Here is a 24,946-nt window from a genome sequence, read left to right as displayed (position 1 = left end):
CCAGGCTTCAGGGAAGCAGATCCAGCGCGTGCATATAGGCCGGGCTGATCATGAGTTGATCCCAGTCCGGTGCCGGCGTCTGCGGCAGCAGGGCCAGGCGCCGGGATTCACCCGCCTCGTCCGGCTGCCACCGGCCCCTGACCTGCGCCTCGGTCATGCCGGCGATCAACTCATCGACCGCCTGCCCGCCATCCAGCGACTGGTTGCACAGCAGCACCATGTCGCAGCCGGCATTCAGCGCCGTCACGGCGGCCTCGGTGTAGCTGACCTGGCGCCCGTCGATCATGCGCGCTCCGGCCATGCTGAGGTCGTCGCTGAAGACGGCGCCCTGGAAACGCAGACGACCGCGCAGGATCTCACCCAGCCACTTTTCGGAGAAACCCGCCGGCCGCGCATCGACCTTGGGGTAGATCACGTGGGCGGGCATCACGCTGTCCAGTGAAGTACTGAGCCAGCCATAAGGCGCGGCATCGTCGGCCAGGATGGCCTTGAGGCTGCGCCTGTCCACCGGGATGTCGGTATGCGAATCGGCCTTCACGAAACCATGGCCGGGAAAGTGCTTGCCACAGCTGGCCAAACCGGCCAGGCGCAGGCCGTGCATCAGGCTCTTGGCCAGCAGGGTGATGACACGCGGGTCGCGGCCGAAAGCACGGTCGCCGATGACACCACTCTCGCCATAGTCCAGGTCCAGCACCGGCGTGAAGCTGAAGTCCACGCCGCAGGCGCGCAGCTCGCTGGCCAGCACCAGGCCGCTGGCGGTGGCCGCGTTGGTGGCGCCCAGCTGATCGCGTAACCACAACTCACCCAGGGCGCGCATGGGCGGCAGATGGGTAAAGCCCCCGGTCTTGAAGCGCTGCACGCGCCCGCCTTCATGGTCGACGCAGATCAGCAGGTCGGACCGGATGCTTTTGATGTCGGCACACAAGGCGGAGAGCTGGGCGCGGTCCTGCCAGTTGCGGCCAAACAGAACGATGCCGCCGACCAGCGGATGGGCCAGGCGGCGGCGATCGTCCGCATGCAGGGTGGTGCCGGCGATGTCGATGATCAGGGGTGCGTGCTGGCTCATACGGGTCTTTCGCAGGAAATCAAGGGTTGGGCATTTCACCAGGTGTGGCGGAATTTTTCTCGACCACGACAAAACTGGCCGCGTAATCCGTCTCGTCGGTCACGCTCACGTGGGCACTCAGCCCCTGGGCTTCGAACCAGGTCTTGAGCTCGCCATGCAACACGATGAAGGGCTTGCCACTGGGCAGCTTGCCCACCTCGCACAGACGCCAGCTCATGGGCAAACGCATGCCCAGGCCGATCGCCTTGGAGAACGCCTCCTTGGCGGAAAAACGGGTGGCCAGGTAGCGCAGACCGCGTTCGGGCCAGCGCACACTGCGCGCCTTCCAGGTAGCGAACTCGGCATCACTGAGCACGCGCTGGGCAAAGCGCTCGCCATGGCGCTCGACACTCAGACGAATGCGGCGCACGTCGCAGATATCGGTGCCGATGCCGTAGATCATTTTTCAGCGTCCGCGATGCATCGCAGGTAGTCCCTGACGGTGGCGTCGTAGCCCAGTTCCAAGGCATCGGCCATCAGCGCGTGACCGATGGACACCTCGGTCACGCCAGGCACCTGGCGCAGGAATGCGGTGAGGTTATCGCGGTTCAGGTCATGGCCGGCATTCACGCCCAAACCGGCATCCAGTGCGGCCTGCGCCGCGGCGGCATAACGCTGCAACTGGGCTTCCTGGCTGGCATGGCCCCAGGCTGCGGCATAGGGCTCGGTGTAGAGCTCCACACGGTCGGCCCCGACAGCCCGGGCCAGCGCCATCTGCCCGGGCACGGGATCCATGAACAGGCTGACGCGCACGCCCAGATCGCGACATTCGGCGATCAGCGGGCGCAGCCGCTCGGCATCCTGCGGGAAAGTCCACCCGTGGTCGCTCGTGAACTGGCCCTCGGCATCGGGCACGAAGGTGGCCTGCTGCGGCCGCACCTGGCGGATGAAATCCATCAGGTTGTGGAAGGGGTTGCCCTCGATATTGAATTCGCGGTCCGGCCAGTCCTGCATCAGGGCGGCGATATCGAACACATCCTGGGCGCGGATGTGGCGTTCATCGGGACGCGGATGCACCGTGATGCCATGGGCACCGGCCTGCAGGCACAAGACGGCTGCGCGCGTGACACTGGGGATGCCCAGATGACGCGTATTGCGCACCAGGGCGACCTTGTTGACGTTGACGGAAAGGGCGGTTGTATGTTTCATAACGATTGAAGATCGACCATCATCTGCCGGGTACGCAGCGTGCCGCCCCCGCAATGGTACTGGAGCAGTGCGCGCAGTTGCGGCTTGAGCTCGTTCATCACCGCCGCACAGGCGCGCAAGGTATCGGTAAAAGGGGCGGCGGTTTCCAGCGTGCGCTGCAAAACCAGCCACTGCGCACCGCTCAAGCCGCCGCGATCGGCCTCGCTGCGGACGCGCAGCCCGCCCTCCGGCACCAGGGTATAGAAGGTGTCGGCCTCCAGCGGCGCCAGCGTCAGGGTCTGGTGATCCAGCCGCGGCAACAGGCCGATCTCGCGCAGCAGCAGCAGCTCGAAGGTACGCAAGGCCGCCTGCAGCACCTCGTCGTGCTCGGAGGCCAGCACGCGCACCACGTTGGCGTAGACATCGAACAGGGCTGGATGCGGATCGTCCCGCGCCAGCAGTTGCAGCAGCAGTTCGTTGAGGTAATAACCCGACAACAGGGACTCACCCGTGGGCATGACGTGGCCGCCCATCCATTCCGCGCCCTTGAGCGTGCGGATCTCGGCGTCGCCGCCGTAGCTGATCTGCAGGGGCTGCAGCGGCAGCAACACGGGGCGGAAACTGGAACTGGGGCGCTTGGCGCCCTTGGCCACCAGGGCAATGCGGCCATGATGGCGCGTGAACACTTCCAGGATCAGGCTGGTCTCGCTCCAGTCGTAACGGTGCAGCACATAGGCCGGCTCTTCTGAAATGCGTTTCGTCGCCATCGCACTAGCCGGCCTGGCGGCCACTCACTCGTAGCCGAAACTGCGAACGCGAGCCTCGTCATCCGCCCAGCCAGAGCGAACCTTGACCCACAGCTCCAGGAAGACCTTGGCATCGGCCAGCTTCTCCAACTCCACCCGGGTTTCCATGCCAATGCGCTTGATGCGCTCGCCCTTATCACCGATCACCATGGCCTTGTGGCCGTCGCGCTCCACCACGATGGTGGCAGCAATGCGCAGCAGGCGTTTCTGTCCCTTCTTCTGCGGTGGTTCTTCTTCAAACTTGTCGATCACCACAGTAGAGGTGTAGGGTAGCTCGTCGCCAGTGAGGCGAAACAGTTTTTCGCGTACCAGCTCGCTGGCGAGGAATTTTTCGCTGCGATCGGTCAGCTCGTCTTCGGCGTACCACCAGTCCTGCTCGGGAAGATATTTTTCGCAAATACCCAGCAGGCGCTCGATGTCCTTGGGGTTCTTGGCCGACATGGGCACGAACTCGGCAAAGGCGTGCTTGGCCTGCATTTCCTGCAACCAGGGGGCGATGTCACCGCGGCGGTGCACGTTGTCGAGCTTGTTGGCCACCAGCAGTGTAGGAATGCCCTGCCCCAAGAGGGCCAGCACACGCGCATCTGCAGGGGTGAAGCTGCCGGCCTCCACAACCAGCAAGATCAGGTCCACGTCGGACACCGCGCCCACCACCGTCTTGTTCAGCGATTTGTTGAGCGCATTTCCGTGCACGGTCTGGAAGCCCGGCGTATCCACAAACACGAACTGGGTCGCGCCCTGGGTGCGCATGCCGGTGATGCGGTGGCGGGTCGTCTGCGCCTTGCGCGAGGTGATGCTGATCTTCTGGCCCACCAGGGCATTGAGCAGGGTGGACTTGCCGACATTGGGCTTGCCGACGATGGCCACCAGGCCGCAGCGGCGCGGCACATCGGCGGCCAAAGGGAGAGAGGAATTTTCCATGATGCTCAGCCTGGGTCCCGCGTCTTGAGGGATTGCAGCATGGCGGCCGCGGCCGCCTGTTCACCGGCCCGCCGCGAACTGCCGATGCCGCGTTCGTTCAGATTCAGTTCGTTCACTTCACATTCGACATCAAAGGTCTGCCGGTGGGCCGCCCCCAGGGTACCAATGACCCGGTACAAGGGCAGTTTGAGCTTGCGCGCCTGCAGCCACTCCTGCAGCTCGGTCTTGGGGTCTTTGGCGCTGGCCTGCATCTGCGGATTGATTTCCACCTCCTGGAAGAGGCGGTGCACCAGCCCTTGTGCCGCAGCATATCCGGCATCCAGATAAACCGCGCCGATCAGGGCCTCCAGTGCATCGGCCAGGATGGAGGGCCGGCGACTGCCCCCGGAGCGCACCTCGCCTTCACCCAGCCGGACCACCTCGGGCAGGCCCAGGTTGACGGCCAGCAAGTGCAGGGTGTCCTGCTTCACCAGATTGGCACGGATGCGCGAAAGATCACCTTCGGGCAGTGTGCTGAGCCGCTGGTAGAGCAGGTCGGCCACTGCCAGATTGAGGACGGAGTCCCCCAGGAATTCCAGGCGCTCGTTGTGATCCGCCGCAAAACTGCGGTGCGTGACGGCACGCACCAGCAGGGTCTGATCGGCAAAAAGATGCTGCAGCCGATCCTGCAACGCGGTCAGTCCATCAGCCACGCTATTTGGTCTGCCCTTCGTACTTGAGCGTCAACCAGGCCGGACCGGTCAGATGGATCTCACGCTCATAGGCGAAGCTGACCACCACCTTGTCTCCGTTCTTGGTCACGGTCAAGTCCTTGCCGCTGATGGACTTGATGTCATCGATTGCTGCGGCCCTGTCAAAAACTGCCCGCACATCCGCGACAGTCCCGCCCTCAGCCGCTGCCTTCTTGGCCGCCTTGTGGATGGCCTGCAACTCGATCGCCGTCGGGACGATCTGTGCCAGGATGACCCCGCTGACCGCCAGGATGCCGCCAATGAAAAGCAGGCCGATAAAGGTGATGCCACGCTGTGCCGATTTCAGTTGCCTTGCCATAGTTTCCCCCGTCTATCCATCATCGATATCAGTTGAACGCACCAATGCGCTTGAGATTGCCGAAGTTCATCCAGACAAAAAAGGCCTTGCCCACGATGTTCTGGTCCGGCACGAAGCCCCAGTAACGCGAATCCAGCGAATTATCGCGATTGTCGCCCATCATGAAATAGTGTCCTTCGGGCACCTTGCAGACCACCCCTTCGACGCTGTAACGGCAGTTTTTCCGGGCAGGAAAGTCGCCGATCTCATCCTCGGAAAATCCCCCACGACGTTCGGCGTCGACAATCATGCGGTGCGGCTTGGCCCCCAGGGCTTCCCCATACTGCTTGAAATAGCGCATGACGTCTTCATCGAAAAACTCGGGCATCTCGCTGGTCGCCACCGGCTGGCCGTTGATTGTCAGCCGTTTGTTCAGGTAGGCCACCTCGTCGCCCGGCACGCCGATGACACGCTTGATGTAGTCCTGGCTAGGCCGTGGCGGGTAGCGGAACACCATCACGTCGCCGCGCTCGGGCTTGTTGCCATCTGTCAGCTTGGTGTTGAGCACCGGCAGGCGGATGCCGTAATGGTACTTGTTGACCAGGATCAGGTCTCCCACCAGCAGGGTGGGGATCATGGAGCCGGAAGGAATCTTGAAGGGCTCGAACAGGAAGGAGCGCAGCAGGAAGACCACCACGATCACCGGGAACAGGCCGGCCGTCCAGTCCAGCCACCAGGGCTGCATCAGCAGCCGCTCACGGGCCTGCACCAGTTCGCCGCCCTCGTCGCTCTTGATGCCGAGCTTCTCGTTGGCCATCCGGCGCTCCTGCGTCTCGGCTTCCAGGCGGATGGCAGCGGCCTGGCGCTGCGGCAGGAAATAGAAGCGCTCGGCCAGCCAGTACAGACCGGTCACCACCGAAGCCAGGAAAAGCAGCAGGGCGAAATTGCCCTCGATCGCCCCGAAATACCAGGCCCCTATATAGCCGGCGAAGGCCGCCAGCACCATCGCAGTGAGGATCTGCATCAATCCTCCACCTGCAAAATGGCCAGGAAGGCCTCTTGCGGTACTTCCACCGAACCGATCTGCTTCATGCGTTTCTTGCCTGCCTTCTGTTTTTCGAGGAGTTTCTTCTTGCGGCTGATGTCGCCGCCGTAGCATTTTGCCAGCACGTTCTTGCGCAGCGCCTTGATGTTCTCTCGCGCGATGATGTTGGCGCCGATGGCGGCCTGGATGGCCACGTCGAACTGCTGGCGGCTGATGATCTCGCGCATCTTGGCCGCCACGGCCCGGCCCCGGAAGGCCGCCTGGGTGCGGTGCACGATGATGGACAGGGCATCGACCTTCTCGCCATTGAGCAGGATGTCGACCTTGACCACATCCGATGCGCGGTACTCCTTGAACTCGTAGTCCATGCTGGCGTAGCCGCGGCTGACGGACTTGAGCTTGTCGAAGAAGTCCAGCACGATCTCCCCCAGGGGCAGCTCGTAGGTCAGCATGACCTGACGGCCGTGGTAGGCCATGTTGAGCTGCACGCCACGCTTCTGGTTGGCCAGGGTCATGACCGGCCCCACATACTCCTGCGGCATGTACAGGTGCACCGTCACGATGGGCTCGCGGATCTCCTGGATCTGGCTCTGGTCCGGCATCTTGGAGGGGTTCTCGACCATGATGACCTCGCCGTCGCCGCGAACCACCTGGTAGACCACGCTGGGCGCGGTGGTGATCAGGTCCTGGTCGAATTCACGCTCCAGCCGCTCCTGCACGATCTCCATGTGCAGCAGGCCCAGGAAACCGCAGCGGAAGCCGAAGCCCAGGGCCTGCGACACCTCCGGCTCGAAGTGCAGGGAAGCATCGTTGAGCTTGAGTTTTTCCAGGCTGTCGCGCAGGGCTTCGTACTGATTGGCTTCGGTCGGGTACAGGCCGGCGAACACCTGCGGCTGGATTTCCTTGAAACCGGGCAAGGCCTCGGTAGCCGGCCCGGCGTTGTTGGGCAGCTTCTTTTCCAGCGTCACGGTGTCGCCCACCTTGGCGGCCTGCAACTCCCGGATGCCGGCAATGATGTAACCCACTTCACCGGCATGCAACGCCTCGCGAGGCTGGTTGGCCGGCGTGAACACGCCCAGGCTGCCGGCTTCATAAACGGCATTGGCGGCCATCAGCCGGATGCGCTCGCCCTTGAGCAGGCGGCCGTCGACCATCCGCACCAGCATGACCACACCGACGTAGCTGTCGAACCAGCTGTCGACGATCATGGCGCGCAAGGGGCCGTCCGGATTGCCCTTGGGTGCCGGAATCCGGGCCACGATGGCCTCCAGGATGTCGTCCACGCCCATGCCGGTCTTGGCCGAACAGGGGATGGCGTCGTCGGCGTCAATGCCGATCACATCCTCGATCTCGGCCTTGGCATTCTCGGGATCGGCATTGGGCAGATCCATCTTGTTGAGTACCGGCACCACCTCCACCCCCAGGTCGAGCGCGGTGTAGCAGTTGGCGACCGTCTGTGCTTCCACGCCCTGGCTGGCATCGACGACCAGCAAGGCGCCCTCGCAGGCCGAGAGCGAACGGCTGACCTCGTAGGAAAAGTCCACGTGACCGGGCGTGTCGATCAGATTCAGGTTGTAGACCTGTCCGTCACGCGCCTTGTATTGCAGCGCAGCGGTCTGCGCCTTGATGGTTATCCCACGCTCTTTCTCGATATCCATGGAGTCGAGCACCTGCGCCTCCATCTCACGCTCTTCCAGTCCGCCACAGCGCTGGATCAAGCGGTCCGCGAGCGTCGATTTGCCATGATCGATGTGCGCGATGATCGAAAAATTTCTGATGTGCTTCATCAACGAGAACGCTTAAGTGGTTGAATTTAAAAAGACGCGGGCAAGAAAAAGGGCGCGTCGGGTTGTGACGCGCCCTGAACCAACAATCTATGGCAACTGCGATAGTTGGAGCTTCATTGTAGGCAAAAAGGCACCTCCGTACAGCCCGAAAAATCGCATATTTCCGTCGTTGCGACGTCACAACAGGATTTTATCAACAGTTTATCAACAGATTCTTGCGCGCCAGTCTTGAACAAGTTGTGGGTGATCTGTGGATGTTTCTGTATGAAAGTCACAGGATCCCGCATCGTGGATTCAGAACAAGGCTATATGCACCTAATGCCTGTCTGAACCAGCTGCATTCTAACCAAATTGTCGAATCCTGACAACAAGTCAGTGAATGCAAACTTATCATTCAAACATCCGCTCTGAAAATTAATATTTTTCGACAAGCGGTTTGCACGACAAAAACCCCCAACCCGACTCAGGTTGGGGGTATCGGCATCCCCCTCAACGTAAGGGCCGGATCACCGCGTACTGGGCCCACTCACCCCGGCGGAACAGCACATGCACCGGTTTGCCCTTTTCGAGCTTGCCCAGCAAGGCTTCGAATTCGCGCACGCTGGCCACCTCGACGTTCGCCAGCGCCAGGATCACGTCCCCTTCGCGCAGGCCGGCCCGGGCGGCGGCCTCGACAGCCGACTCCACCCGTACCCCACCCTTGAGCTTGAGTTCCTGCTTCTGCGCCTCGGTGAGATCGGTCACCGTCAGGCCCAGCGCCGGTGCGGCACCCGAACGCGGCTTGTCCTCGCGCTCCTTGCGAGCCACCGGTTTCTCGGCCTCGAATTCACCGATGGTCACCGTGAGGTCACGGCTGGCGCCGCGGCGGAACACCGACAGCGTGCTGCGCGAGCCCGGCTTGAGGCTGCCCACCACGCGCGGCAGGTCGGTCGACTTCTCGATCGCCTTGCCATCGACCCGGGTGATGATGTCGCCCGCTTCCACCCCGGCCTTCTCGGCCGGCGAGCCGGTTTCCACCCCGCGCACCAGCGCGCCCTGGGGCTTGCCCAGGCCGATGGCCTCGGCCACCTCCTTGGTCACCTGGTCGATCTGCACGCCGATACGGCCGCGCGTCACGCGCCCGCTGGTGCGCAGCTGTTCGCTCACCCGGATGGCCTCGTCGATCGGGATGGCGAAGGCAATGCCCATGTAACCGCCCGAGCGCGAATAGATCTGGCTGTTGATGCCCACCACCTCACCGCGCAGGTTGATCAGCGGCCCACCCGAGTTGCCGGGGTTGATGGCCACGTCGGTCTGGATCAGGGGCAGGTAATCACCCGTGTCGCGCTGCTTGGCACTGACAATGCCGGCCGTCACGGTGTTTTCCAGGCCGAAGGGTGAGCCGATCGCCATCACCCATTCGCCGACCTTGAGGCGGTTCACGTCACCGACCTTCACGGCCGGCAGGCCCGTGGCCTCGATCTTCACGACCGCCACGTCGGTACGCTTGTCGGTCCCCACGAGGCGGGCCTTGAATTCACGCTTGTCGGTCAGGGTCACGAGCACCTCGTCCGCGCCATCGACCACATGCGCATTGGTCATGATGTAACCGTCGGCCGAGAGGATGAAACCCGAGCCCACACCGCGCGGCTGCTCCTCGGGCTGCGGCCGACCCGAACGCGGCGGCTGGCGCGGCAGATTGGGAGGCACCGGCAGGCCGAAACGGCGGAAGAACTCGAGCATTTCCTCGTCCATGCCACTGCCGTCTTCCGCCGAGCGGGCGCTGACCTTCTCCAGGGTCCTGATGTTGACCACCGACGGCCCGACCTGATCAACCAGTTCGGTGAAATCCGGCAAACCACGCACCTGGGCCGTCGCCGGGCCGCTCAGGAGCAGCGGGGCCAGCACCAGCAGCAACACGGCCCCCAGCGGGTGGGCCTTGCGCTTGAATCGGAGGAAAAACGACACAACCATCGCAGACATGTTGAACCTCATGTGATCAAACAATTAGAGAAAAAGGATACCCATGAAGGCGCGGGCTCATGGCACGCGCTCCAGCCCCTGAGCAAACATCTGCAAAGTCTGGGCCGGGACCTCCCCCACAAAGGTGAGCCACCAGGACGAACTGCCCGACGTGAGGCGGCGCACCAGTGCATGGGTCGCCCCCAGGGCCTGCTGGCCCTCCTGTCCATGACGGCGGGGGTCATAACTTTCGATGAACACCGAAACCGAGGCCAGGCCATCGGAAAAAACCCACTGCACGGCGCCCTTGCCCGAAGCCGAAGGTCGGCGGTAGCAACTCATGGCCCTGAAACCGGGCACATCCTGGGCCAGCCGCCACCCTTCGGCGGCGGCCGTGGTCTTGACCAGCGCAGGGGTCTCGACCTTGTAGCCCTCGGTATTGCCCATCATGCGGCTGAGCTTGTCCATGCTGACGGGCGCGTCCAGTTGCAGCTCGGAAAACGCCACCTGCTCCAGCATCCGCTCCTGGGCATCCAGGGTCTGCAGTTTGACCACCAGGCCGGTGCGCTTTTCGCTCCAGATGCGGTAACCGAAACGCAGGCCATCCCTGGGTGCCAGCTGCACGATGTCGGCTTCGAACCCGGCCACGCGTTCGCTGCCCTGCACACTGGCGCTGTAGTGCTGCTCGATCGCCGCGTCCACCGACTTGAGCAGGTGCGGAAACAGGCCCAGAGCCTCGCGCCTTTCCGCCACGACCACACGGCTTTGCGGCGAGAAGGTGACCACTTCGTCATTGCGCCGGAAGGTCGAGCGCGGCGTGCCGGTCAGCGACTCGACGCGCTCCATCTGCTGCTGGCCATCGCAAACGTGCCAGACCTTGGCACTGGCCATGCTGCCCCCCGAAGACACCACCAGGGTGCCGATATAGGCGCGGCGGCGCGAGGCCTCGTGCATGCGCAGCAGCCACTCGGAAATGCTGCGCTCACGCGCTGCCGGCGAAGCCCCCGGGACAGCCGGCTGATCCGCGCCGGCCACAGGCAGCAGGCCCGGCAGCAGTGCCACCAGGACGATCAGGCGCAGCCAGTTGAGGAACGACAGAGGAGACACCATGTCCATGCCGGCTTCAGCGCGCCGGGCGCTCGAAGGTTGCATTGCGCAGGAAACCCGCCGGCATCTGCAGGGCCGAAGTGCCCCCCAGTTGCTGGTGAGCGGCGATCAACTGGTCCAGCCGAGGATCACGGATCATGACGGGCGCTTCAGCACCCGCCTGTGCCACCGGTACGGACGCCGGCTCGGAAGCCGCCATCTGAGCGGCTGGCTGCGAGGGGGCGGTCAGTTGCCAGCCCAGCACGGCGACCACGGCCAGAGAGCTCAGGCCGGCCACCAGCTTCCAGCGCCAGACGCTGTCGTTGGCGCTGGGCTGCACGTTGACGCGGCCAAGCCCGGCGCCCGGCAGGACAGGAGCTTCCTCCTGCTGCAGTCGCAGGCGCAGGCGCGCCACGAACGCAGCATCATGGGCGCCGACCACTGTGCCAGCGCCCGCCCGCAGGACATCGCCGACCAGGTGATAGCTGTGCCAATGGGCCTGCGCCTGCGGGCTGGACGCCAGCACCGCCAGGGCCCGCGTGAACTCGGCACCATGCAATTCACCATCGGCCAATGCCGACACCAGTTCATGGTCCTGCTCCGTCTGCTGTGTCTTGGTTTCCTGCATCGCTTCCATTCCTACCAACGTTTGCCTGTCTGGCGCTCCAGCATGGGACGCACCTTTGCCGATATCGCCTCACGCGCCCGGAAAATACGGGAGCGCACCGTGCCGATCGGACAATTCATCATGGTGGCGATGTCCTCATAGCTCAAACCTTCGATCTCGCGCAGTGTCACGGCCTGCCGCAAGTCCTCCGGCAGCGCCTCCAGGGCGGCCTGCACGGCAGTGGCGATTTCGCGCGCTGCCAGCAGGGTTTCCGGTGTTTCTTCTCCTATTGGTTCCCGTCCGGGCTGGAAAGTTTCATCGTCATCACCCTCGGGTCGCAGTGCCGCCTCGGTGATCAAGGGGTCATGCTTGAGATCCAGCAGGGCCTTTTTGGCCGTATTGACGGCAATCCGGTACAGCCAGGTGTAGAACTGGGCATCGCCGCGGAACTGGTGCAGTGCCCGGTAGGCACGGATGAAGGTCTCCTGCGCGATGTCTTCCACCAGATCGGTGTCGCGCACCATGCGCGCGATCAGGCGCTGGATGCGGCGCTGGTACTTGATGACCAGCAGCTCAAAAGCGCGGGCGTCACCAGCCAGCGTGCGCTCCACGAGCTGGACATCACTGTCACCGGGTGCATCAGCGCCCTCCTTCACCATGCCGCCCCCTGCCCTGCCGTTGCAGACGGTGTCGACACCCTTGCCGCAGGCGCATGAACGGCCCGCCGCAACTCATCCCAGCGCAGGGGCGCCCTGCTGCGTTCCAGCCAGAGCCAGGCACCCGGGCCGTCCTGCGCCAGGAACTCCAGCAGCAGGCCCTGCTGCCAGTCCAGACGGGCCCGGACCTCGCCGATGCGGCGCTGTCCCTGTATTTCCCACACCCAGGACTGGCCATCCCAGTCCAGCTGGCCCTCGTCCAGGCGTCGCGCCAACCGGTAAGCCATCCACAGGCCGCCCAGGCACCCCAGCAGCGCCAGGTCTTGGACGGCAGACCGGGAATCCGACTGCAGGACCCAGGCTGTGCAGGACAGCCCCGCCAGCAGCCAGGGCAGGAGCAGACCAGCCATGCGCATGGAAGAACGCCCCACCGGATATGAAACCGCTGGGGCGCTGTACATATGGCTGGCGGATGCTGCGCGTCAGATGCGCTTGAATACCAGGGTACCGTTGGTTCCGCCGAAGCCGAAGTTGTTCTTCACCGCGACGTCGATCTTCATGTCCCGCGCGGTATTGGCGCAGTAGTCGAGATCACACTCCGGATCCTGGTTGAAGATGTTGATGGTCGGCGGGCTCTTCTGGTGATGCAGTGCGAGCACGGTGAAGACCGACTCGATGCCGCCAGCCCCACCCAGCAGGTGGCCCGTCATGGATTTGGTCGAATTGACCACGGTCTTCTTGGCGTGGTCGCCCAGCGCCGCCTTGATGGCGTTGGTTTCGTTGGTGTCGCCCAGCGGCGTGGAGGTGCCGTGGGCATTCAGGTAATCGACCTGATCGGCATTGACGCCGGCATTGCGCATGGCACCCAGCATGGCGCGGCGCGGGCCGTCCATATTGGGCGCCGTCATATGGCCGGCGTCGGCACTCATGCCGAAACCGGACAGTTCGGCATAGATCCTGGCGCCGCGGGCCTTGGCATGCTCGTACTCTTCGAGCACCATGACACCCGCCCCCTCGCCCAGCACAAAGCCGTCGCGGTCCTTGTCCCAGGGGCGCGAAGCCGTCTTGGGATCATCGTTGCGGGTGGACAGCGCACGCATGGCGGCAAACCCACCCACGCCCAGGGGCGACACCGTGGCCTCGGCACCGCCGGCAATCATCACATCGGCGTCGCCGTACTCGATCAGGCGGCCCGCCTGGCCGATGCTGTGCAGACCCGTGGTGCAAGCCGTGACGATGGCCAGGTTGGGGCCCTTGAAACCGTAGCGCATCGAGACATGACCGGAAATCATGTTGATGATGGACGCCGGCACGAAAAACGGGGAAATGCGACGCGGACCACGACTCGTGTACTCCGCATGTGTCTCTTCAATCAGCGGCAGGCCACCGATGCCCGAGCCGATCAGGCAGCCGATCCGCACGGCCTGCTCTTCGTTCAGACCTTCACCGGTGGGCAGGCCGGCATCTTCGACCGCCTGCACGGCAGCGGCGATGCCGTAATGGATGAAGGTGTCCATCGTGCGCGCTTCCTTGCTGCCGATGTACTTCTCCAGCTCGAAACCTTTGACCTCGCCGGCGAACTTGCAGGCAAAGTTGCTGGCATCGAACCTGGTGATCAGATCGATGCCGGAGCGACCGGCCAGCAGGCTGGACCAGGACTCGGCCACGGTATTGCCGACCGGGCTGATACAGCCCATACCTGTTACGACGACGCGACGACGGGACATAGTTTTCTGTGCAGGCTAGGAAACAGGAACCACCGCAAGCGGAAGATCCCATCCGGATGGACAGGCCGCTTGCAGCGGCGGGCGGCACAGCTGCGCCGCAACCGCCGGGTTGGCCATCAGGCCTTCTGGTGCGCCTTGGCGTAGTCGATGGCGTTTTGCACCGTGGTGATCTTCTCGGCGTCTTCGTCCGGGATCTCGATGCCGAACTCGTCTTCCAGTGCCATCACCAGTTCGACGGTGTCCAGGGAGTCGGCGCCCAGATCAGCCACGAAAGCCTTCTCGCTGGTCACCTGGGACTCTTCCACACCGAGTTGTTCGGCAATGATTTTTTTGACGCGTGCTTCGATATCGCTCATGTGTTCCCTCAGAGGGTTGTAAATGAATCCGTGATTTTAGCTGGCCCGGGAAAAGGGTTTTCCCGGGCTGCTGCCGTACGGATAAATCGGCTTGATTCTTGTCTCGTTACATGTACATGCCGCCATTGACGTGCAGCTCCTGCCCCGTCACGTAGCCCGCATGCGGCGAGGCCAGGTAGGCCACCGCGTGCGCAATGTCGGCCGGCTTGCCCAGATGGCCCAGCGGAATCTGTCCCAGCAGGGCCTTCTGCTGCTCTTCGGGCAGGTGGGCCGTCATGTCGGTTTCGATGAAACCCGGTGCGACGCAATTCACCGTGATGTTACGCGTACCGAGTTCCCGCGCCAGGGCACGTGTCATGCCGGCCACACCGGCCTTGGCAGCCGCGTAGTTGGCCTGGCCCGGATTGCCCGAGGCGCCAACGACCGAGGTGATGCTGATGATGCGGCCGTAACGCTGCTTCATCATGGTGCGCATCACGGCCCGGCTCATGCGGAACACGGCCTTGAGGTTGGTGTCCAGCACCTCGTCCCACTCGCCATCCTTCATGCGCATGGCCAGATTGTCACGCGTGATACCGGCGTTGTTGACCAGCACGTGCAGGGCGCCCTGCTCCTTGACGATGGCATCGATGGCGGCCTCGCAGCCTGCCGCATCGTTGACGTTGAGTTTGATGCCCTTGCAGCCATTGAAGGCCGCCAGGGCGGCGCTGATCCTGGCGGCCCCCTCGTCGCTGGTGGCAGTGCCGATGACCTTGAGGCCCTGATGGGCCAACTCGTGCGCGATGGCCGCACCAATGCCGCGCGAGGCACCGGTGACCAGGGCCACCTGGCCGTCGAATTTCATCTCACTCATGCCAAAGCTCCTTGGACTTCTGTCAGCGTGGCTGGATCGAACAGGGCCATACCGGTCAATTCGGGGTCGATGCGCTTGACCATGCCGGCCAGCACCTTACCCGGACCGCATTCCACGATGTGGGTCATGCCATGCGCCTTGATGGCCTGCACACACTCCACCCAGCGCACCGGCCCAAAGGCCTGGCGGTACAGGGCGTCACGGATGCGATCGGCGTCGATCTCGACCGTCACGTCGATGTTATTGATGAGGGTAATCTGCGGCTCGCCCAGTTCCACATCCTCCAGGCGCTCGCGCAGCTTCTCGGCTGCCGGTTTCATGAGGCTCGAGTGGAAGGGAGCCGATACTGGCAGCGACAGAGCGCGCTTGGCACCGTTGGCCTTGAGCACTTCGCAGGCCTTCTCGACCGCCGCCTTGGAGCCGGCTATCACGGTCTGGGCCGGATCATTGAAATTCACGGCTTCGACCACCTCGCTCGAATCCGGACCAAAGGATTGCACCACCTCGGCGCAGCCCGCAATCACCTTGGCCGCGTCCATGCCCAGAATGGCGGCCATGGCGCCGGTGCCTACCGGCACGGCTTCCTGCATGGCCTGGGCACGGAAGCGCACCAGCGGCACAGCCTGCGACAGCGTCAGCACGCCGGCGGCCACCATGGCCGAATACTCGCCCAGGGAATGTCCGGCCACGGCGGCCGGCGCCACACCGGTCTCGCTCATCCAGACACGGTAGGCAGCCACGCCGGCCACCAGCATGACGGGCTGGGTATTCGTGGTCAGCGCCAGGGCTTCCTTGGGGCCGTCCTTGATCAGTTGCGCCAGGTTTTCGCCCAGCGCCTCGGAGGCTTCGTGCAAGACTTCACGCACCTCGGGGTGGTCGCCCCAGGCGTCGAGCATGCCGACCGACTGCGAACCCTGGCCCGGGAAGACAAAGGCAAACGGTTTCATGGTGTTGACTTGAAGAGTGTGTGGTTGGGAGTGGAGCTGCCCTGTGTGGCAGCCCCTGCCTACATTTTCAGCAGGACCGAGCCCCAGGTGAAGCCGCCGCCCACGCCTTCGAGCATGACCAGATCACCCGGCTTGACACGACCGCTGCGCACGCCAGCATCCAGGGCCAGCGGAATCGAGGCCGCCGAGGTGTTGCCGTGCTGGTCCACGGTAACGATCACCTTGTCCATGGGCAGCTTCAGCTTCTTGGCCGTGCCCGTCATGATGCGGATATTGGCCTGGTGCGGGATCAGCCAGTCGATGTCGCTTTCCTGCTTGCCGGCCTTGGCCAGCACCGCGCGGGCCGTCTCTTCCAGCACGCCCACGGCCAGTTTGAAAACGGCCTGGCCGTCCATCTTGAGCAGCGGGTCGCCCAGAACGATGCCGCCGCAGACATGCCCAGGCGTGCACAGGATGTCGACATGCTTGCCATCGGCGTGCAGGTCGCTGGCCAGCAGACCCGGCTCGTCCGAGGCTTCCAGTACGACCGCACCTGCACCGTCACCGAACAGCACGCAGGTGGTCCGGTCCTTGAAATCGATGATGCGCGAGAAGACTTCGGCACCGATCACCAGCGCCCGGCTCGCCGCACCGCTTTTGATCATGGCGTCGGCCACGGTCAGGGCATACACAAAGCCGCTGCAGACCGCCTGGACATCAAAAGCCGGGCAGCCGTTGGCACCGATCTTGTTCTGCAGGATGCAAGCCGCCGAGGGAAAGACCATGTCCGGCGTCGAAGTCGCCACAATGATCAGGTCGATGTCCTTGGCCGCCACGCCGGCAGCGTCCAGGGCGCGGCGCGCGGCCTCGGCGCCCAGGTCGCTGCTGGTCACGCCGGTCTCGGCGAAATGGCGCGCGCGGATGCCGGTGCGCTCGACGATCCATTCGTCGGAACTCTCAACGCCATCGGCGGCCAGCTGGGCCACCAGGTCGGCATTGCTCAGGCGCTTGGGCGGCAGGAAGCTGCCGGTACCGGTGATGCGGGAATAACGTCTCATGGATGATTCAGTAGTGGGTTCCAGGGCCGGCCAGGCAGCCCGCCCGGGCTACTCCGCGGCGGCCACACCGGCCAACAGCGGAGCGGCATGCGCGATACGGGCCTGGACCCGCTCAAGTAGCTTGTTCCGGGCTGCATCATACGCGCGGTTCAGGGCCTGCTCAAAAGCAAGTTCGTCGGCCGAACCGTGACTCTTGAACACCAGCCCGCGCAAGCCCAGCAGGGCTGCACCGTTGTAACGGCGATGGTCAACCCGCTTTTTAAATGCCGAAAGAACCGGAAGGGCGCAGATGGCCGCAATTTTCGTGAAAATATTGCGCGAGAACTCCTGCTTGAGGAAGCCCCCGATCATCGAGGCCAGGCCCTCGCTGGCTTTCAGCGCCACATTGCCCACAAAGCCATCGCAGACCACGATATCCGTCGTGCCCTTGAAGATATCGTTGCCTTCAACGTTGCCGTAAAAATTCAAATCGCCAGAGTTAGCTGCAGATCGAAGCAATTCACCGGCTTTTTTGATGACTTCGCTGCCCTTGATGACTTCCTCGCCAATATTGAGCAGTCCTACCGAAGGGTTGGGATCATCGCGCAGGACCGAGACCAGGGCCGATCCCATGACGGCAAACTGCAGCAGGTGCTCGGCCGTGCAATCCACGTTCGCCCCCAGATCCAGGACCGTGGTGGCCCCACCGGCGGCATTGGGCAACTGGGTGGCGATGGCCGGGCGGTCTATCCCCTCGACCGTCTTGAGCACATAACGGGCAATCGCCATCAGGGCGCCGGTATTACCGGCGGAAACCGCCGCCTGCGCAACTCCGGCCTTGACCTGCTCGATGGCCACGCGCATGGATGAGTCTTTCTTGCGGCGCAGCGCCACCTCGATCGGATCGTCCATGCCCACCACCTCGCTGGCGGGCACCACACGTGCGCGCGCATGGGTGGGGCCGCTCAGGCGGTCGGGCAGGCCGACCAGAAGCAACTCGGCATCCGGGTGATGGTCAAGGAAGTTGCGGCACGCCGCCAGCGTGACGCGGGGGCCGTGATCGCCCCCCATGCAGTCCACAGCAATCGTGATCATGGGTTGGCAGCGCGATCAGGCGCGGTAAAGACCGGGAAAGGCACTCAGCATCAAGACAAAGGCCCGAGCTACCTGCGTTGTAGCGTCGGGCCCTTTGCAACCTGGAATGATCAGGCTTCGGATTTGGTCTTCAGCACCTTGCGGCCACGGTAGAAGCCGTTGGGGCTGATGTGGTGACGCAGGTGGGTCTCACCCGTGGTCGGCTCGACAGCGATGCCGGGCACGTTCAGGGCGTTGTGCGAACGGTGCATGCCGCGCTTGGAGGGCGACTTCTTGTTTTGCTGGACTGCCATGGTTGGCTCCTGGTAATCAGGCCGCGCGACGGACGCTCGGCACAGGTTGTTCAAGGGTTGGACGGCTCGGCACAGGTTGGGGCTGCGCGAAACCACGAATTATAGCCTAACTTGTTGATTCTGGGGCAGTTTCACAAACCGCCCGGCCACCTCAGCCAGGCTTGCCGCCCTTGAGCCCGGCCAGGGCGGCAAAGGGGTTGGGCTTCTCGGCCTGGGCTGCCTCGAAATCCGCGTCCTGGGCGACCAGCTTGACCTCGGTCGGACAAACCTCGTGACGCGGCACCACGGGCAGTTCCATCAGCAGCTCATCCTCGATCAACTCCTGCAGATTGAACTCGCGGGTCAAGGCCAAGACGTCCTCTTCGGCCGCCTCATCCTCGGCCTGGGCCTGCTCTTCGCTCGCCACAAAACGGAAGTCGCGCGCCACCGCGAGTTCGATGTCGGCTGGCCCCAGGCAGCGCTGGCAGGTCAGCGGCAGCGTAACCTGGGCGCTGAGGTGCAGCCAGATCTGGGCGAAACCGCTGGCGTCGATGCGCTGCTCGCCCCGGGCATCCCAGCGGACCGGGCGCTCGGCGCCAACGCCACCCGTTTCCGCGAGCAATCGCTCATATTTTGACAGTGAATCCTGGCCGGACAGGACCGCACCGGCCTGGGCAAAGGCCTTGATATCCAGGCGGCGGGCATGAAACTCTTGGGTCATGCCGGCAGTGTAAGAGAATCGACGCATGAGCGTCCCCGCCCCCCGCCCCCTGATCCTCGGCTCCACCTCGGCCTACCGGCGCGAACTGTTGCAGCGCCTGCGCCTGCCTTTCGAGGTGGCCTCGCCCGAAGTCGATGAAACCCCCCAGCCCGGCGAAAACCCGCGTGATCTGGCCCTGCGCCTGGCGCTGGCCAAGGCGCGCGCGGTGGCCGCACGCCATCCGGCAGCCGTGGTGATCGGCTCGGACCAGGTCGCCGACCTGGGCGGCGAACCGCTGGGCAAGCCCGGCACGCACGCACGCGCCGTGGTCCAGCTGCGCCGCATGCGCGGTCGCACGGTGATCTTCCAGACCGCCGTGGCCGTGGTCTGCGTCGAGACGGGTTTCGAAAAGGTCGAGCTGGCGCCGGTGCGCGTGCGCTTTCGCGATCTGACGGACGCCGAGATCGAAAGCTATCTGCGCACCGAGACCCCCTATGACTGTGCAGGCAGTGCCAAGAGCGAGGGCCTGGGCATCGCCCTGCTGGACACCATCGAGAGCGACGATCCGACCGCGCTGGTCGGCCTGCCGCTGATCCGCACCGCCCGCTTGCTGCGCGCGGCGGGCCTGTCCCTCCTAGGGGCAGCATGACCACGCCCGGCAAACTCTATCTGGTGCCCGCGCCGCTGGACTTCGGCTGCAGCACCCAGACCCCGCTGACCGAGGTGCTGCCTGCCGGTACCCTGGTCGTGGCGGCGCGGCTGCAGCACTGGATCTGCGAGAACGCCAAGAGCGCCCGCGCCTATCTCAAGCGCGTGGGTGAACTGCATCCTCTGGCAGTCCCGATCCAGTCACTGGACCTCCAGGAGTTGCCGCGCGAAGTGCACAAAAAAGGTGACCACGGCAGCACAGGCTTCGACGCCAGGCCGCTGCTGGCCCCGGCCCTGGCTGGCCAAGACCTGGGGCTGCTGAGTGAAGCCGGTATGCCCGCCGTGGCTGATCCGGGTTCTTCGGTGGTGCGAGCCGCGCACGAACTCGGCATCACGGTGGTGCCGCTGGTGGGGCCAGTCTCTTTGCTGCTGGCACTGGCCGCCAGCGGCCTCTCGGGCCAGAACTTTGCTTTCGTCGGTTACCTGCCGCAGGACGCCGCCGAGCGCGCCACGCGCATCCGCGATCTGGAGTCGCTGGCGCTCAAGAGCGGCCAGACCCAGCTCTTCATCGAAACGCCCTACCGCAACGCCGCCCTGCAGGAAGCCCTGCTCAAGACCCTGCAGCACAACACCCGTCTGGCGGTGGCCAGCGGGCTGACACTGGCCACCGCGCAGCTGCGCAGCAACACCGTCAAGAACTGGAAGCAGCAGCCGCTGGCGCCAGACAAAGATACGCCGGCGGTCTACGCCATCGGACGCTGACCCCATCGCAGGGCAACCCCGCTTGTTGCCCGGGAGGATCGTCCCCATAATGGTCCGGCATGAAGCTGCTTCGACTGCCCCGCTCGAAGGTCAGGCTTGGGGAGCCCTTGCCATGGAACATCCGTGACGAGAACACCCGGCTCCTGCTATCGCGAGGCCACATCGTCGAGAGCGAGGAGCTGCTCGATGCCTTGCTGACCCGTGGTGCGTTCGTCGACATCGAGGAAGCCCGTGCGGTCGCTCACCTCGCGGACCTGGCCGAAAAAGAACGGGCCAGCCTCTCCGCCCTGAAACGTCCGGAGAATCTGTTCAGCCTCTGGGGCCAGAGCGCCGAGGAGATGCACCAGCTCATGGCGAAGCTGCCGGAGGCGCCGCCCTCGCCGGGTCAGATCACCGACTTTGCCAGCCGGCTGATCGCTCTGGTGGACCAGGACGTGGACATGGCCCTGTACCACATGGTCCGGCAGGAATCGGCCCACCTGTATTACTACGGCTACAACCACGCCATCCATGCGTCCGTTCTCTGTCTGCTGATGGCGCGTCGGCTGCAATGGCCGCAAGCCAAGGTTCTGAGTCTGGTGCACGCGGCGCTCACCATGAACATGCCGATCCTGCAGCTGCAGGGCGTGATGGCCGAGCAGGACGAACCCATGCGTGAAAGTCAGAAGACGCAGATTCATGCACATCCGGAACTGGCGGTCCAATGGCTGACCGAAGCCGGCGTAACCGATGGCGACTGGTTGACCGCCATTGCCCAGCATCACGAGCATGCGGATGGCAACGGTTATCCGCGGGGCCGGACCGACCCCACCGATCTGGCGGTCGCCTTGCGTGTCGCCGATGTCTTCACGTCCAAGATCAGCCCGCGCAAGCTGCGGGCTGCACTGCCGATCCAGGAGGCGGCCCGGCAACTGTTCCGTGAAGATCATGGCAGCCCGCTCTCATCGGCCGTCATCAAGGAGTTCGGACTCTATCCGCCAGGTGAGCTCGTGAAGCTGAGCAGCGGAGAGATCGGGGTCGTGATGCGACGGACCGACAGCGTCAAATGCCCACTGGTGGCAGCTATCACCGATGACAAGGGCCATCCGACGGTCCACACTGTCCAGCGCGACACATCACAACCGCAGTACGCCATCGTCGGGCCCGTGGCCGACAAGACGCTGGTCGCCCGCATGCCTCCGGAACGGATCTACGGCTACCGGCAACTCGCCCCCGCGGCCGCACAGCAGACAGGCCAACGGCCCGGCAGTCCGGCTTGATACTGGGCTGCTGGCTCAGCGCCAGGCCGGCTGCGCGCGCACGGCCTTGACCGAGCCCTCGCCGATGGCCGCGCCAAAGCGCTTGATCAGCCGTTCGGCCACGTTGGGATGGCGCGTGTAGTCGACGATCTCCTCGGCCTTGACCACCTCGCGCGCCACGTAGTCCAGGTTGCCCAACTGGTCGGCCAGGCCCAGTTCCACGGCCTGCTGGCCGGTCCAGAACAGGCCGCTGAACATGTCGGGCGTTTCCTTCAGGCGCTTGCCGCGCCCGGTCTTGACCACGTCGATGAACTGCTTGTGGATCTGGTCCAGCATGGCCTGGGCAAAGGCGCGCTGCTTCTCGGTCTGCGGGCTGAAGGGGTCGAGAAAACCCTTGTTCTCGCCGGCCGTCATGAGGCGACGCTCGACACCCAGCTTGTCCATCAGGCCGGTGAAGCCGAAACCGTCCATCAGCACGCCGATGCTGCCCACGATGCTGGCCTTGTCGACGTAAATCTTGTCAGCCGAGACGGCGATGTAATAGGCGGCCGAGGCACAGGCCTCTTCGACCACCGCATAGACAGGCTTTTTGTGCTTGGCCTTGAGGCGGCGGATCTCGTCGTTGATGATGCCGGCCTGCACCGGGCTGCCGCCGGGCGAGTTGATCAGCAGCACCACGGCCTGGGCCCCATGGTCCTCGAAGGCGTTGCGGATCGCACCCACCACCAGATCGGCACTGGCCTCGCTGTCCGAGGCAATCTCACCCTGGATCTCCACCAGGGCAGTATGGCGCGTACTCGGAGCAGACCCCGAGTTCCCCAGACCGGCGACCAGCCAGACCAGCACCCCGAAAACAGCCAGCCAGCCCAGGCGGCTGATGATCTTCCAGCGTCGTGCCGCGCGCTGTTCCTCCAGCGCGGCAAAGGCCAGTTTTTCCAGCACGGCGCGCTCCCAGCCCGGGGCCTGGGCCGCCGACGTGGATGCTTCCTGTTTAGGGCTGCCGGATTCGGCGCCAAAGTTGTCACTCATGTCAGAACTCGAGAGGTTTCAGGTTGTAGGCAGTATGCCAGTGCACGACACCATCGTGCTCCGTCAGGGCGATCTTGACCAGCCCACCGCGGCAGGGCCCGCCGCGGCAGGCGCCGGACTCGGGCGAGTACAGGGCACCATGCGTGGAGCAGATCAGCCAGTGGCCGGTGATGTCGAAAAAATGGTTGGGCTGGTAGTCCAGCTCCATGGCCACGTGCGTGCAGCGGTTCAGGTAAGCCTGCACCCGGCCAGCGTAGCGGATGGCAAAGGCGCGGCAGGTCTGGCCGCCGTAGACCACGTCAAAAGGCACACCCAGGCCGCCGTCGGCCAGGTCAGCCGAGTTGCACAGGGGGATCAGTTCTGCTGCCTCCATGGTTTCAGGCGTTGTGTAACAGCCAGTCGTGCAATTCGCGCACCGAATGCGCCACATGCAACGGCTGCAGGGCATGGAAGGCCTCGGGCTCGTGGGCGCCATAACTCACCCCCACGCTGGGGCAGCCGGCATTGAGCGCCATCTGCAGGTCATGCGTGGTGTCGCCGATCATGAGCGTGCGCTCGGGCTCCACGCCGAACTCGCGCATCAGCTCCTGCAACATGCGCGGATGCGGCTTGCCGGCGGTTTCATCGGCAGTGCGCGAGCCGTTGAACACGCCCTTGAGCTGCACCGTGTGCAGCACCTCGTCCAGGCCGCGCCGGCTCTTGCCCGTGGCCACGGCCAGCCAGTGGTGGCGCTGCTTCAGGTCGGCCAGCAGTTCCAGCACACCGGTGAACAGGCTCAGGTCATTCTGGTGCGCCATGTAGTGGAAACGATAGCGTTCACCCAGCAGGGGGTATTTGTCGGCCGGCACATCGGGCGCGGCATGCGCCAGCGCCTGCATCAGGCCCATGCCGATCACATAGGCGGCCTCCTTGTCGCCGGGCACGGTGCCGCCGACGTCACGCACCGCGTTCTGGATGCAGCGCGTGATGATGGCCGTGGAGTCGAACAGCGTGCCGTCCCAGTCGAAGGCGATCAGGTCGTACTGTCTTGGTCGGGAGCTCATGAAATCTTCAGATCTTGTCGGGAATGGCCTGGGCCAGGAACTGTTCCAGCTCCGGCGGCAAGGGGGCCAGCAGTTCGATACGCTCGCCGCTGGCCGGATGGTTGAACTGTAAACGCCAGGCATGCAGGAACATGCGGCGCAGAGGCACTCGTCCCTGCGGGGCGGCGGGTTTCTGCAAGGCCTTGTTGAGTTCGAAATCGCCGTACTTGTCGTCGCCCACGATAGGCAGGCCTTCGGAAGCCAGGTGCACGCGGATCTGGTGGGTGCGGCCGGTCTTGATGGTCACCTCCAGCAGGCTGTAGCCCGTGGCGGACGGGACCACTGCCCCCTCCGAGCGGCTGCGCACCTTGACCAGGGTGACGGACTTCATGCCGTCCGGGTCGTCGCGCGCCACCACCTTGACGCGGCGCTCACCATCCTCCAGCAGGTATTTGTGCAGGGGCTTGTCCAGTACCTTCTTGTTCAGCGGCCACTGCCCGGCCACCAGGGCCAGGTAGGTCTTGCCGGTCTCACGCTCGCGAAACTGGTCCTGCAGGTGTTTGAGCGCACTGCGCTTCTTGGCCAGCAAGAGGATGCCGCTGGTCTCACGGTCCAGCCGGTGCACCAGTTCCAGGAATTTGGCCTGGGGCCGGGCCATGCGCAGCTGCTCGATCACGCCGAAACTCACACCCGAGCCACCGTGCACCGCCACCCCGGCCGGTTTGTCGATGGCCAGCACGGCATCATTCTCAAACAGCACCGGGAATTCGCGCGCTGGCGCCCCCTTGGCCACCAGCCCCGCCATGGCCTCGGCCTTTTCCGTGGCCCGCTCGGACAGGCGCACCGGCGGCACCCGCACCACATCACCGGGCTCGACCCTTGTATCCGCTGAGGCCCGGCCTTTGTTAACCCTCACTTCGCCGCTGCGGATGATGCGGTAGACATGGGTCTTGGGCACGCCCTTGAGCTGGCGCAGCAGGAAGTTGTCCAGGCGCTGGCCGGCCGATTCTTCATCGACCGTCACCTGTTTGACTTCTGGGCTCACAGGGGCCGATTTGCCCCCTATAATGTGTTTCACTAGCGACGAGCTGTAAGTGGTTGATTTGTCTGGAGTTTAGTCCACATGACACCACCGGCCGCGCTGGAAGGTCGATGTCACCGACCACCGGG

The 24,946-nt window shown here is 64.2% G+C and carries 29 protein-coding genes; 3 read left to right on the top strand and 26 right to left on the bottom strand.

The window, feature by feature from the left end; translation table 11 throughout:
* Nucleotides 1-7 precede the first annotated feature (7 nt).
* The 22 genes from nagZ to HTY51_RS03410 form a co-directional block, all read right to left on the bottom strand.
* Nucleotides 8-1,066: a beta-N-acetylhexosaminidase gene (gene nagZ, locus HTY51_RS03515; protein ID WP_174251431.1), complete on the bottom strand. Its 1,059-nt coding sequence runs from the start codon at nucleotides 1,064-1,066 to the stop codon at nucleotides 8-10.
* A gap of 19 nt (nucleotides 1,067-1,085) precedes the next feature.
* The gene (gene acpS, locus HTY51_RS03510) at nucleotides 1,086-1,508 is read right to left on the bottom strand and encodes a holo-ACP synthase (protein ID WP_174251430.1); all 423 of its coding nucleotides are present in this window, start codon (nucleotides 1,506-1,508) and stop codon (nucleotides 1,086-1,088) included.
* Complete coding sequence (locus HTY51_RS03505; RefSeq protein WP_174251429.1) at nucleotides 1,505-2,254, bottom strand: pyridoxine 5'-phosphate synthase; 750 nt, start codon at nucleotides 2,252-2,254, stop codon at nucleotides 1,505-1,507. Before HTY51_RS03505 ends, acpS begins: the two co-directional genes overlap by 4 nt.
* Nucleotides 2,251-3,000: a DNA repair protein RecO gene (gene recO / locus HTY51_RS03500; protein ID WP_174251428.1), complete on the bottom strand. Its 750-nt coding sequence runs from the start codon at nucleotides 2,998-3,000 to the stop codon at nucleotides 2,251-2,253. The genes HTY51_RS03505 and recO overlap by 4 nt, the downstream gene beginning before the upstream one ends.
* Nucleotides 3,001-3,024: 24 nt before the next feature.
* Nucleotides 3,025-3,960 (bottom strand): GTPase Era, encoded by a 936-nt coding sequence (gene era / locus HTY51_RS03495; RefSeq protein ID WP_174251427.1) that lies wholly within the window; start codon nucleotides 3,958-3,960, stop codon nucleotides 3,025-3,027.
* A gap of 5 nt (nucleotides 3,961-3,965) precedes the next feature.
* A complete protein-coding gene (gene rnc, locus HTY51_RS03490) occupies nucleotides 3,966-4,652 on the bottom strand; it encodes a ribonuclease III (RefSeq protein ID WP_174251426.1) in 687 nt (228 codons plus the stop codon).
* A 1-nt stretch (nucleotide 4,653) separates the two neighbouring features.
* On the bottom strand, nucleotides 4,654-5,010 hold the full coding sequence (locus tag HTY51_RS03485; protein WP_174251425.1) for a DUF4845 domain-containing protein: 357 nt from the start codon (nucleotides 5,008-5,010) through the stop codon (nucleotides 4,654-4,656).
* 28 nt (nucleotides 5,011-5,038) lie between these two features.
* Entirely contained in the window at nucleotides 5,039-6,013 is a 975-nt protein-coding gene (gene lepB / locus HTY51_RS03480) for a signal peptidase I (protein WP_174251424.1), read from the bottom strand.
* The gene (gene lepA, locus HTY51_RS03475; protein WP_174251423.1) at nucleotides 6,013-7,821 is read right to left on the bottom strand and encodes a translation elongation factor 4; all 1,809 of its coding nucleotides are present in this window, start codon (nucleotides 7,819-7,821) and stop codon (nucleotides 6,013-6,015) included. The genes lepB and lepA overlap by 1 nt, the downstream gene beginning before the upstream one ends.
* 489 nt (nucleotides 7,822-8,310) lie before the next feature.
* Complete coding sequence (locus HTY51_RS03470; RefSeq protein ID WP_371733852.1) at nucleotides 8,311-9,783, bottom strand: DegQ family serine endoprotease; 1,473 nt, start codon at nucleotides 9,781-9,783, stop codon at nucleotides 8,311-8,313.
* A gap of 57 nt (nucleotides 9,784-9,840) precedes the next feature.
* A complete protein-coding gene (locus tag HTY51_RS03465) occupies nucleotides 9,841-10,878 on the bottom strand; it encodes a MucB/RseB C-terminal domain-containing protein (RefSeq protein WP_174251422.1) in 1,038 nt (345 codons plus the stop codon).
* A gap of 7 nt (nucleotides 10,879-10,885) precedes the next feature.
* The gene (locus HTY51_RS03460) at nucleotides 10,886-11,476 is read right to left on the bottom strand and encodes a sigma-E factor negative regulatory protein (RefSeq protein WP_174251421.1); all 591 of its coding nucleotides are present in this window, start codon (nucleotides 11,474-11,476) and stop codon (nucleotides 10,886-10,888) included.
* An 11-nt stretch (nucleotides 11,477-11,487) separates the two neighbouring features.
* Entirely contained in the window at nucleotides 11,488-12,114 is a 627-nt protein-coding gene (gene rpoE, locus HTY51_RS03455; RefSeq protein ID WP_174251420.1) for an RNA polymerase sigma factor RpoE, read from the bottom strand.
* Nucleotides 12,108-12,521, bottom strand: coding sequence for a hypothetical protein (locus HTY51_RS03450; protein ID WP_174251419.1), 414 nt, complete (start codon nucleotides 12,519-12,521; stop codon nucleotides 12,108-12,110). The genes rpoE and HTY51_RS03450 overlap by 7 nt, the downstream gene beginning before the upstream one ends.
* Nucleotides 12,522-12,593: 72 nt before the next feature.
* Nucleotides 12,594-13,838 (bottom strand): beta-ketoacyl-ACP synthase II, encoded by a 1,245-nt coding sequence (gene fabF, locus HTY51_RS03445; RefSeq protein ID WP_174251418.1) that lies wholly within the window; start codon nucleotides 13,836-13,838, stop codon nucleotides 12,594-12,596.
* Nucleotides 13,839-13,954: 116 nt separating this feature from the next.
* Nucleotides 13,955-14,194, bottom strand: coding sequence for an acyl carrier protein (gene acpP, locus HTY51_RS03440; RefSeq protein ID WP_174251417.1), 240 nt, complete (start codon nucleotides 14,192-14,194; stop codon nucleotides 13,955-13,957).
* A 106-nt stretch (nucleotides 14,195-14,300) separates the two neighbouring features.
* Nucleotides 14,301-15,047 (bottom strand): 3-oxoacyl-ACP reductase FabG, encoded by a 747-nt coding sequence (fabG, locus tag HTY51_RS03435; protein WP_174251416.1) that lies wholly within the window; start codon nucleotides 15,045-15,047, stop codon nucleotides 14,301-14,303.
* Entirely contained in the window at nucleotides 15,044-15,994 is a 951-nt protein-coding gene (fabD, locus tag HTY51_RS03430) for an ACP S-malonyltransferase (RefSeq protein WP_174251415.1), read from the bottom strand. The genes fabG and fabD overlap by 4 nt, the downstream gene beginning before the upstream one ends.
* Nucleotides 15,995-16,053: 59 nt before the next feature.
* The gene (locus HTY51_RS03425; protein ID WP_174251414.1) at nucleotides 16,054-17,031 is read right to left on the bottom strand and encodes a beta-ketoacyl-ACP synthase III; all 978 of its coding nucleotides are present in this window, start codon (nucleotides 17,029-17,031) and stop codon (nucleotides 16,054-16,056) included.
* Between the two features lie 48 nt (nucleotides 17,032-17,079).
* Nucleotides 17,080-18,105: a phosphate acyltransferase PlsX gene (plsX, locus tag HTY51_RS03420; protein ID WP_174251413.1), complete on the bottom strand. Its 1,026-nt coding sequence runs from the start codon at nucleotides 18,103-18,105 to the stop codon at nucleotides 17,080-17,082.
* Nucleotides 18,106-18,215: 110 nt separating this feature from the next.
* Complete coding sequence (gene rpmF / locus HTY51_RS03415; protein ID WP_057676887.1) at nucleotides 18,216-18,398, bottom strand: 50S ribosomal protein L32; 183 nt, start codon at nucleotides 18,396-18,398, stop codon at nucleotides 18,216-18,218.
* Nucleotides 18,399-18,549: 151 nt separating this feature from the next.
* Complete coding sequence (locus HTY51_RS03410; protein ID WP_174251412.1) at nucleotides 18,550-19,098, bottom strand: DUF177 domain-containing protein; 549 nt, start codon at nucleotides 19,096-19,098, stop codon at nucleotides 18,550-18,552.
* A gap of 25 nt (nucleotides 19,099-19,123) precedes the next feature.
* Here HTY51_RS03410 and HTY51_RS03405 point away from each other — a divergent pair, with 25 nt between their 5' ends.
* Genes HTY51_RS03405 through HTY51_RS03395 form a run of 3 tightly spaced genes read left to right on the top strand, consistent with a single transcriptional unit; the run spans nucleotide 19,124 to nucleotide 21,746 of the window.
* On the top strand, nucleotides 19,124-19,726 hold the full coding sequence (locus HTY51_RS03405; protein ID WP_174251411.1) for a Maf family nucleotide pyrophosphatase: 603 nt from the start codon (nucleotides 19,124-19,126) through the stop codon (nucleotides 19,724-19,726).
* Nucleotides 19,723-20,487, top strand: coding sequence for an SAM-dependent methyltransferase (locus HTY51_RS03400; RefSeq protein ID WP_174251410.1), 765 nt, complete (start codon nucleotides 19,723-19,725; stop codon nucleotides 20,485-20,487). The genes HTY51_RS03405 and HTY51_RS03400 overlap by 4 nt, the downstream gene beginning before the upstream one ends.
* 59 nt (nucleotides 20,488-20,546) lie before the next feature.
* The gene (locus tag HTY51_RS03395) at nucleotides 20,547-21,746 is read left to right on the top strand and encodes an HD-GYP domain-containing protein (RefSeq protein ID WP_174251409.1); all 1,200 of its coding nucleotides are present in this window, start codon (nucleotides 20,547-20,549) and stop codon (nucleotides 21,744-21,746) included.
* A 15-nt stretch (nucleotides 21,747-21,761) separates the two neighbouring features.
* On the opposite strand, the gene HTY51_RS03390 is transcribed toward HTY51_RS03395, so the two are convergent.
* Genes HTY51_RS03390 through HTY51_RS03375 form a run of 4 tightly spaced genes read right to left on the bottom strand, consistent with a single transcriptional unit; the run spans nucleotide 21,762 to nucleotide 24,854 of the window.
* Complete coding sequence (locus HTY51_RS03390) at nucleotides 21,762-22,754, bottom strand: S49 family peptidase (protein WP_174251408.1); 993 nt, start codon at nucleotides 22,752-22,754, stop codon at nucleotides 21,762-21,764.
* Between the two features lies 1 nt (nucleotide 22,755).
* Complete coding sequence (locus tag HTY51_RS03385; RefSeq protein ID WP_174251407.1) at nucleotides 22,756-23,127, bottom strand: Rieske 2Fe-2S domain-containing protein; 372 nt, start codon at nucleotides 23,125-23,127, stop codon at nucleotides 22,756-22,758.
* A gap of 4 nt (nucleotides 23,128-23,131) precedes the next feature.
* A complete protein-coding gene (locus tag HTY51_RS03380; RefSeq protein ID WP_174251406.1) occupies nucleotides 23,132-23,797 on the bottom strand; it encodes an HAD family hydrolase in 666 nt (221 codons plus the stop codon).
* Nucleotides 23,798-23,804: 7 nt separating this feature from the next.
* Nucleotides 23,805-24,854: an RluA family pseudouridine synthase gene (locus HTY51_RS03375; protein ID WP_174251405.1), complete on the bottom strand. Its 1,050-nt coding sequence runs from the start codon at nucleotides 24,852-24,854 to the stop codon at nucleotides 23,805-23,807.
* Nucleotides 24,855-24,946: the final 92 nt, after the last annotated feature.

Origin of the sequence: Rhodoferax sp. BAB1 (genome assembly GCF_013334205.1) — a bacterium.
In the GTDB taxonomy this organism is placed as follows: domain Bacteria; phylum Pseudomonadota; class Gammaproteobacteria; order Burkholderiales; family Burkholderiaceae_C; genus Hylemonella.
The sequence above is the reverse complement of the archived record's forward strand: the minus strand, read 5'-3'. Positions and strand labels throughout refer to the sequence as shown.

Excerpts from the sequence above, each read along its gene's own strand:
- nagZ (WP_174251431.1), bottom strand. The coding sequence starts at position 1,066 with ATGAGCCAGCACGCACCCCTGATCATCGACATCGCCGGCACCACCCTG.
- acpS (WP_174251430.1), bottom strand. The coding sequence starts at position 1,508 with ATGATCTACGGCATCGGCACCGATATCTGCGACGTGCGCCGCATTCGT.
- HTY51_RS03505 (WP_174251429.1), bottom strand. The coding sequence starts at position 2,254 with ATGAAACATACAACCGCCCTTTCCGTCAACGTCAACAAGGTCGCCCTG.
- recO (WP_174251428.1), bottom strand. The coding sequence starts at position 3,000 with ATGGCGACGAAACGCATTTCAGAAGAGCCGGCCTATGTGCTGCACCGT.
- era (WP_174251427.1), bottom strand. The coding sequence starts at position 3,960 with ATGGAAAATTCCTCTCTCCCTTTGGCCGCCGATGTGCCGCGCCGCTGC.
- HTY51_RS03485 (WP_174251425.1), bottom strand. The coding sequence starts at position 5,010 with ATGGCAAGGCAACTGAAATCGGCACAGCGTGGCATCACCTTTATCGGC.
- lepB (WP_174251424.1), bottom strand. The coding sequence starts at position 6,013 with ATGCAGATCCTCACTGCGATGGTGCTGGCGGCCTTCGCCGGCTATATA.
- lepA (WP_174251423.1), bottom strand. The coding sequence starts at position 7,821 with ATGAAGCACATCAGAAATTTTTCGATCATCGCGCACATCGATCATGGC.
- HTY51_RS03470 (WP_371733852.1), bottom strand. The coding sequence starts at position 9,783 with ATGTCTGCGATGGTTGTGTCGTTTTTCCTCCGATTCAAGCGCAAGGCC.
- HTY51_RS03465 (WP_174251422.1), bottom strand. The coding sequence starts at position 10,878 with ATGGACATGGTGTCTCCTCTGTCGTTCCTCAACTGGCTGCGCCTGATC.
- HTY51_RS03460 (WP_174251421.1), bottom strand. The coding sequence starts at position 11,476 with ATGCAGGAAACCAAGACACAGCAGACGGAGCAGGACCATGAACTGGTG.
- rpoE (WP_174251420.1), bottom strand. The coding sequence starts at position 12,114 with ATGGTGAAGGAGGGCGCTGATGCACCCGGTGACAGTGATGTCCAGCTC.
- HTY51_RS03450 (WP_174251419.1), bottom strand. The coding sequence starts at position 12,521 with ATGGCTGGTCTGCTCCTGCCCTGGCTGCTGGCGGGGCTGTCCTGCACA.
- fabF (WP_174251418.1), bottom strand. The coding sequence starts at position 13,838 with ATGTCCCGTCGTCGCGTCGTCGTAACAGGTATGGGCTGTATCAGCCCG.
- acpP (WP_174251417.1), bottom strand. The coding sequence starts at position 14,194 with ATGAGCGATATCGAAGCACGCGTCAAAAAAATCATTGCCGAACAACTC.
- fabG (WP_174251416.1), bottom strand. The coding sequence starts at position 15,047 with ATGAGTGAGATGAAATTCGACGGCCAGGTGGCCCTGGTCACCGGTGCC.
- fabD (WP_174251415.1), bottom strand. The coding sequence starts at position 15,994 with ATGAAACCGTTTGCCTTTGTCTTCCCGGGCCAGGGTTCGCAGTCGGTC.
- HTY51_RS03425 (WP_174251414.1), bottom strand. The coding sequence starts at position 17,031 with ATGAGACGTTATTCCCGCATCACCGGTACCGGCAGCTTCCTGCCGCCC.
- plsX (WP_174251413.1), bottom strand. The coding sequence starts at position 18,105 with ATGATCACGATTGCTGTGGACTGCATGGGGGGCGATCACGGCCCCCGC.
- rpmF (WP_057676887.1), bottom strand. The coding sequence starts at position 18,398 with ATGGCAGTCCAGCAAAACAAGAAGTCGCCCTCCAAGCGCGGCATGCAC.
- HTY51_RS03410 (WP_174251412.1), bottom strand. The coding sequence starts at position 19,098 with ATGACCCAAGAGTTTCATGCCCGCCGCCTGGATATCAAGGCCTTTGCC.
- HTY51_RS03405 (WP_174251411.1), top strand. The coding sequence starts at position 19,124 with ATGAGCGTCCCCGCCCCCCGCCCCCTGATCCTCGGCTCCACCTCGGCC.
- HTY51_RS03400 (WP_174251410.1), top strand. The coding sequence starts at position 19,723 with ATGACCACGCCCGGCAAACTCTATCTGGTGCCCGCGCCGCTGGACTTC.
- HTY51_RS03395 (WP_174251409.1), top strand. The coding sequence starts at position 20,547 with ATGAAGCTGCTTCGACTGCCCCGCTCGAAGGTCAGGCTTGGGGAGCCC.
- HTY51_RS03390 (WP_174251408.1), bottom strand. The coding sequence starts at position 22,754 with ATGAGTGACAACTTTGGCGCCGAATCCGGCAGCCCTAAACAGGAAGCA.
- HTY51_RS03385 (WP_174251407.1), bottom strand. The coding sequence starts at position 23,127 with ATGGAGGCAGCAGAACTGATCCCCCTGTGCAACTCGGCTGACCTGGCC.
- HTY51_RS03380 (WP_174251406.1), bottom strand. The coding sequence starts at position 23,797 with ATGAGCTCCCGACCAAGACAGTACGACCTGATCGCCTTCGACTGGGAC.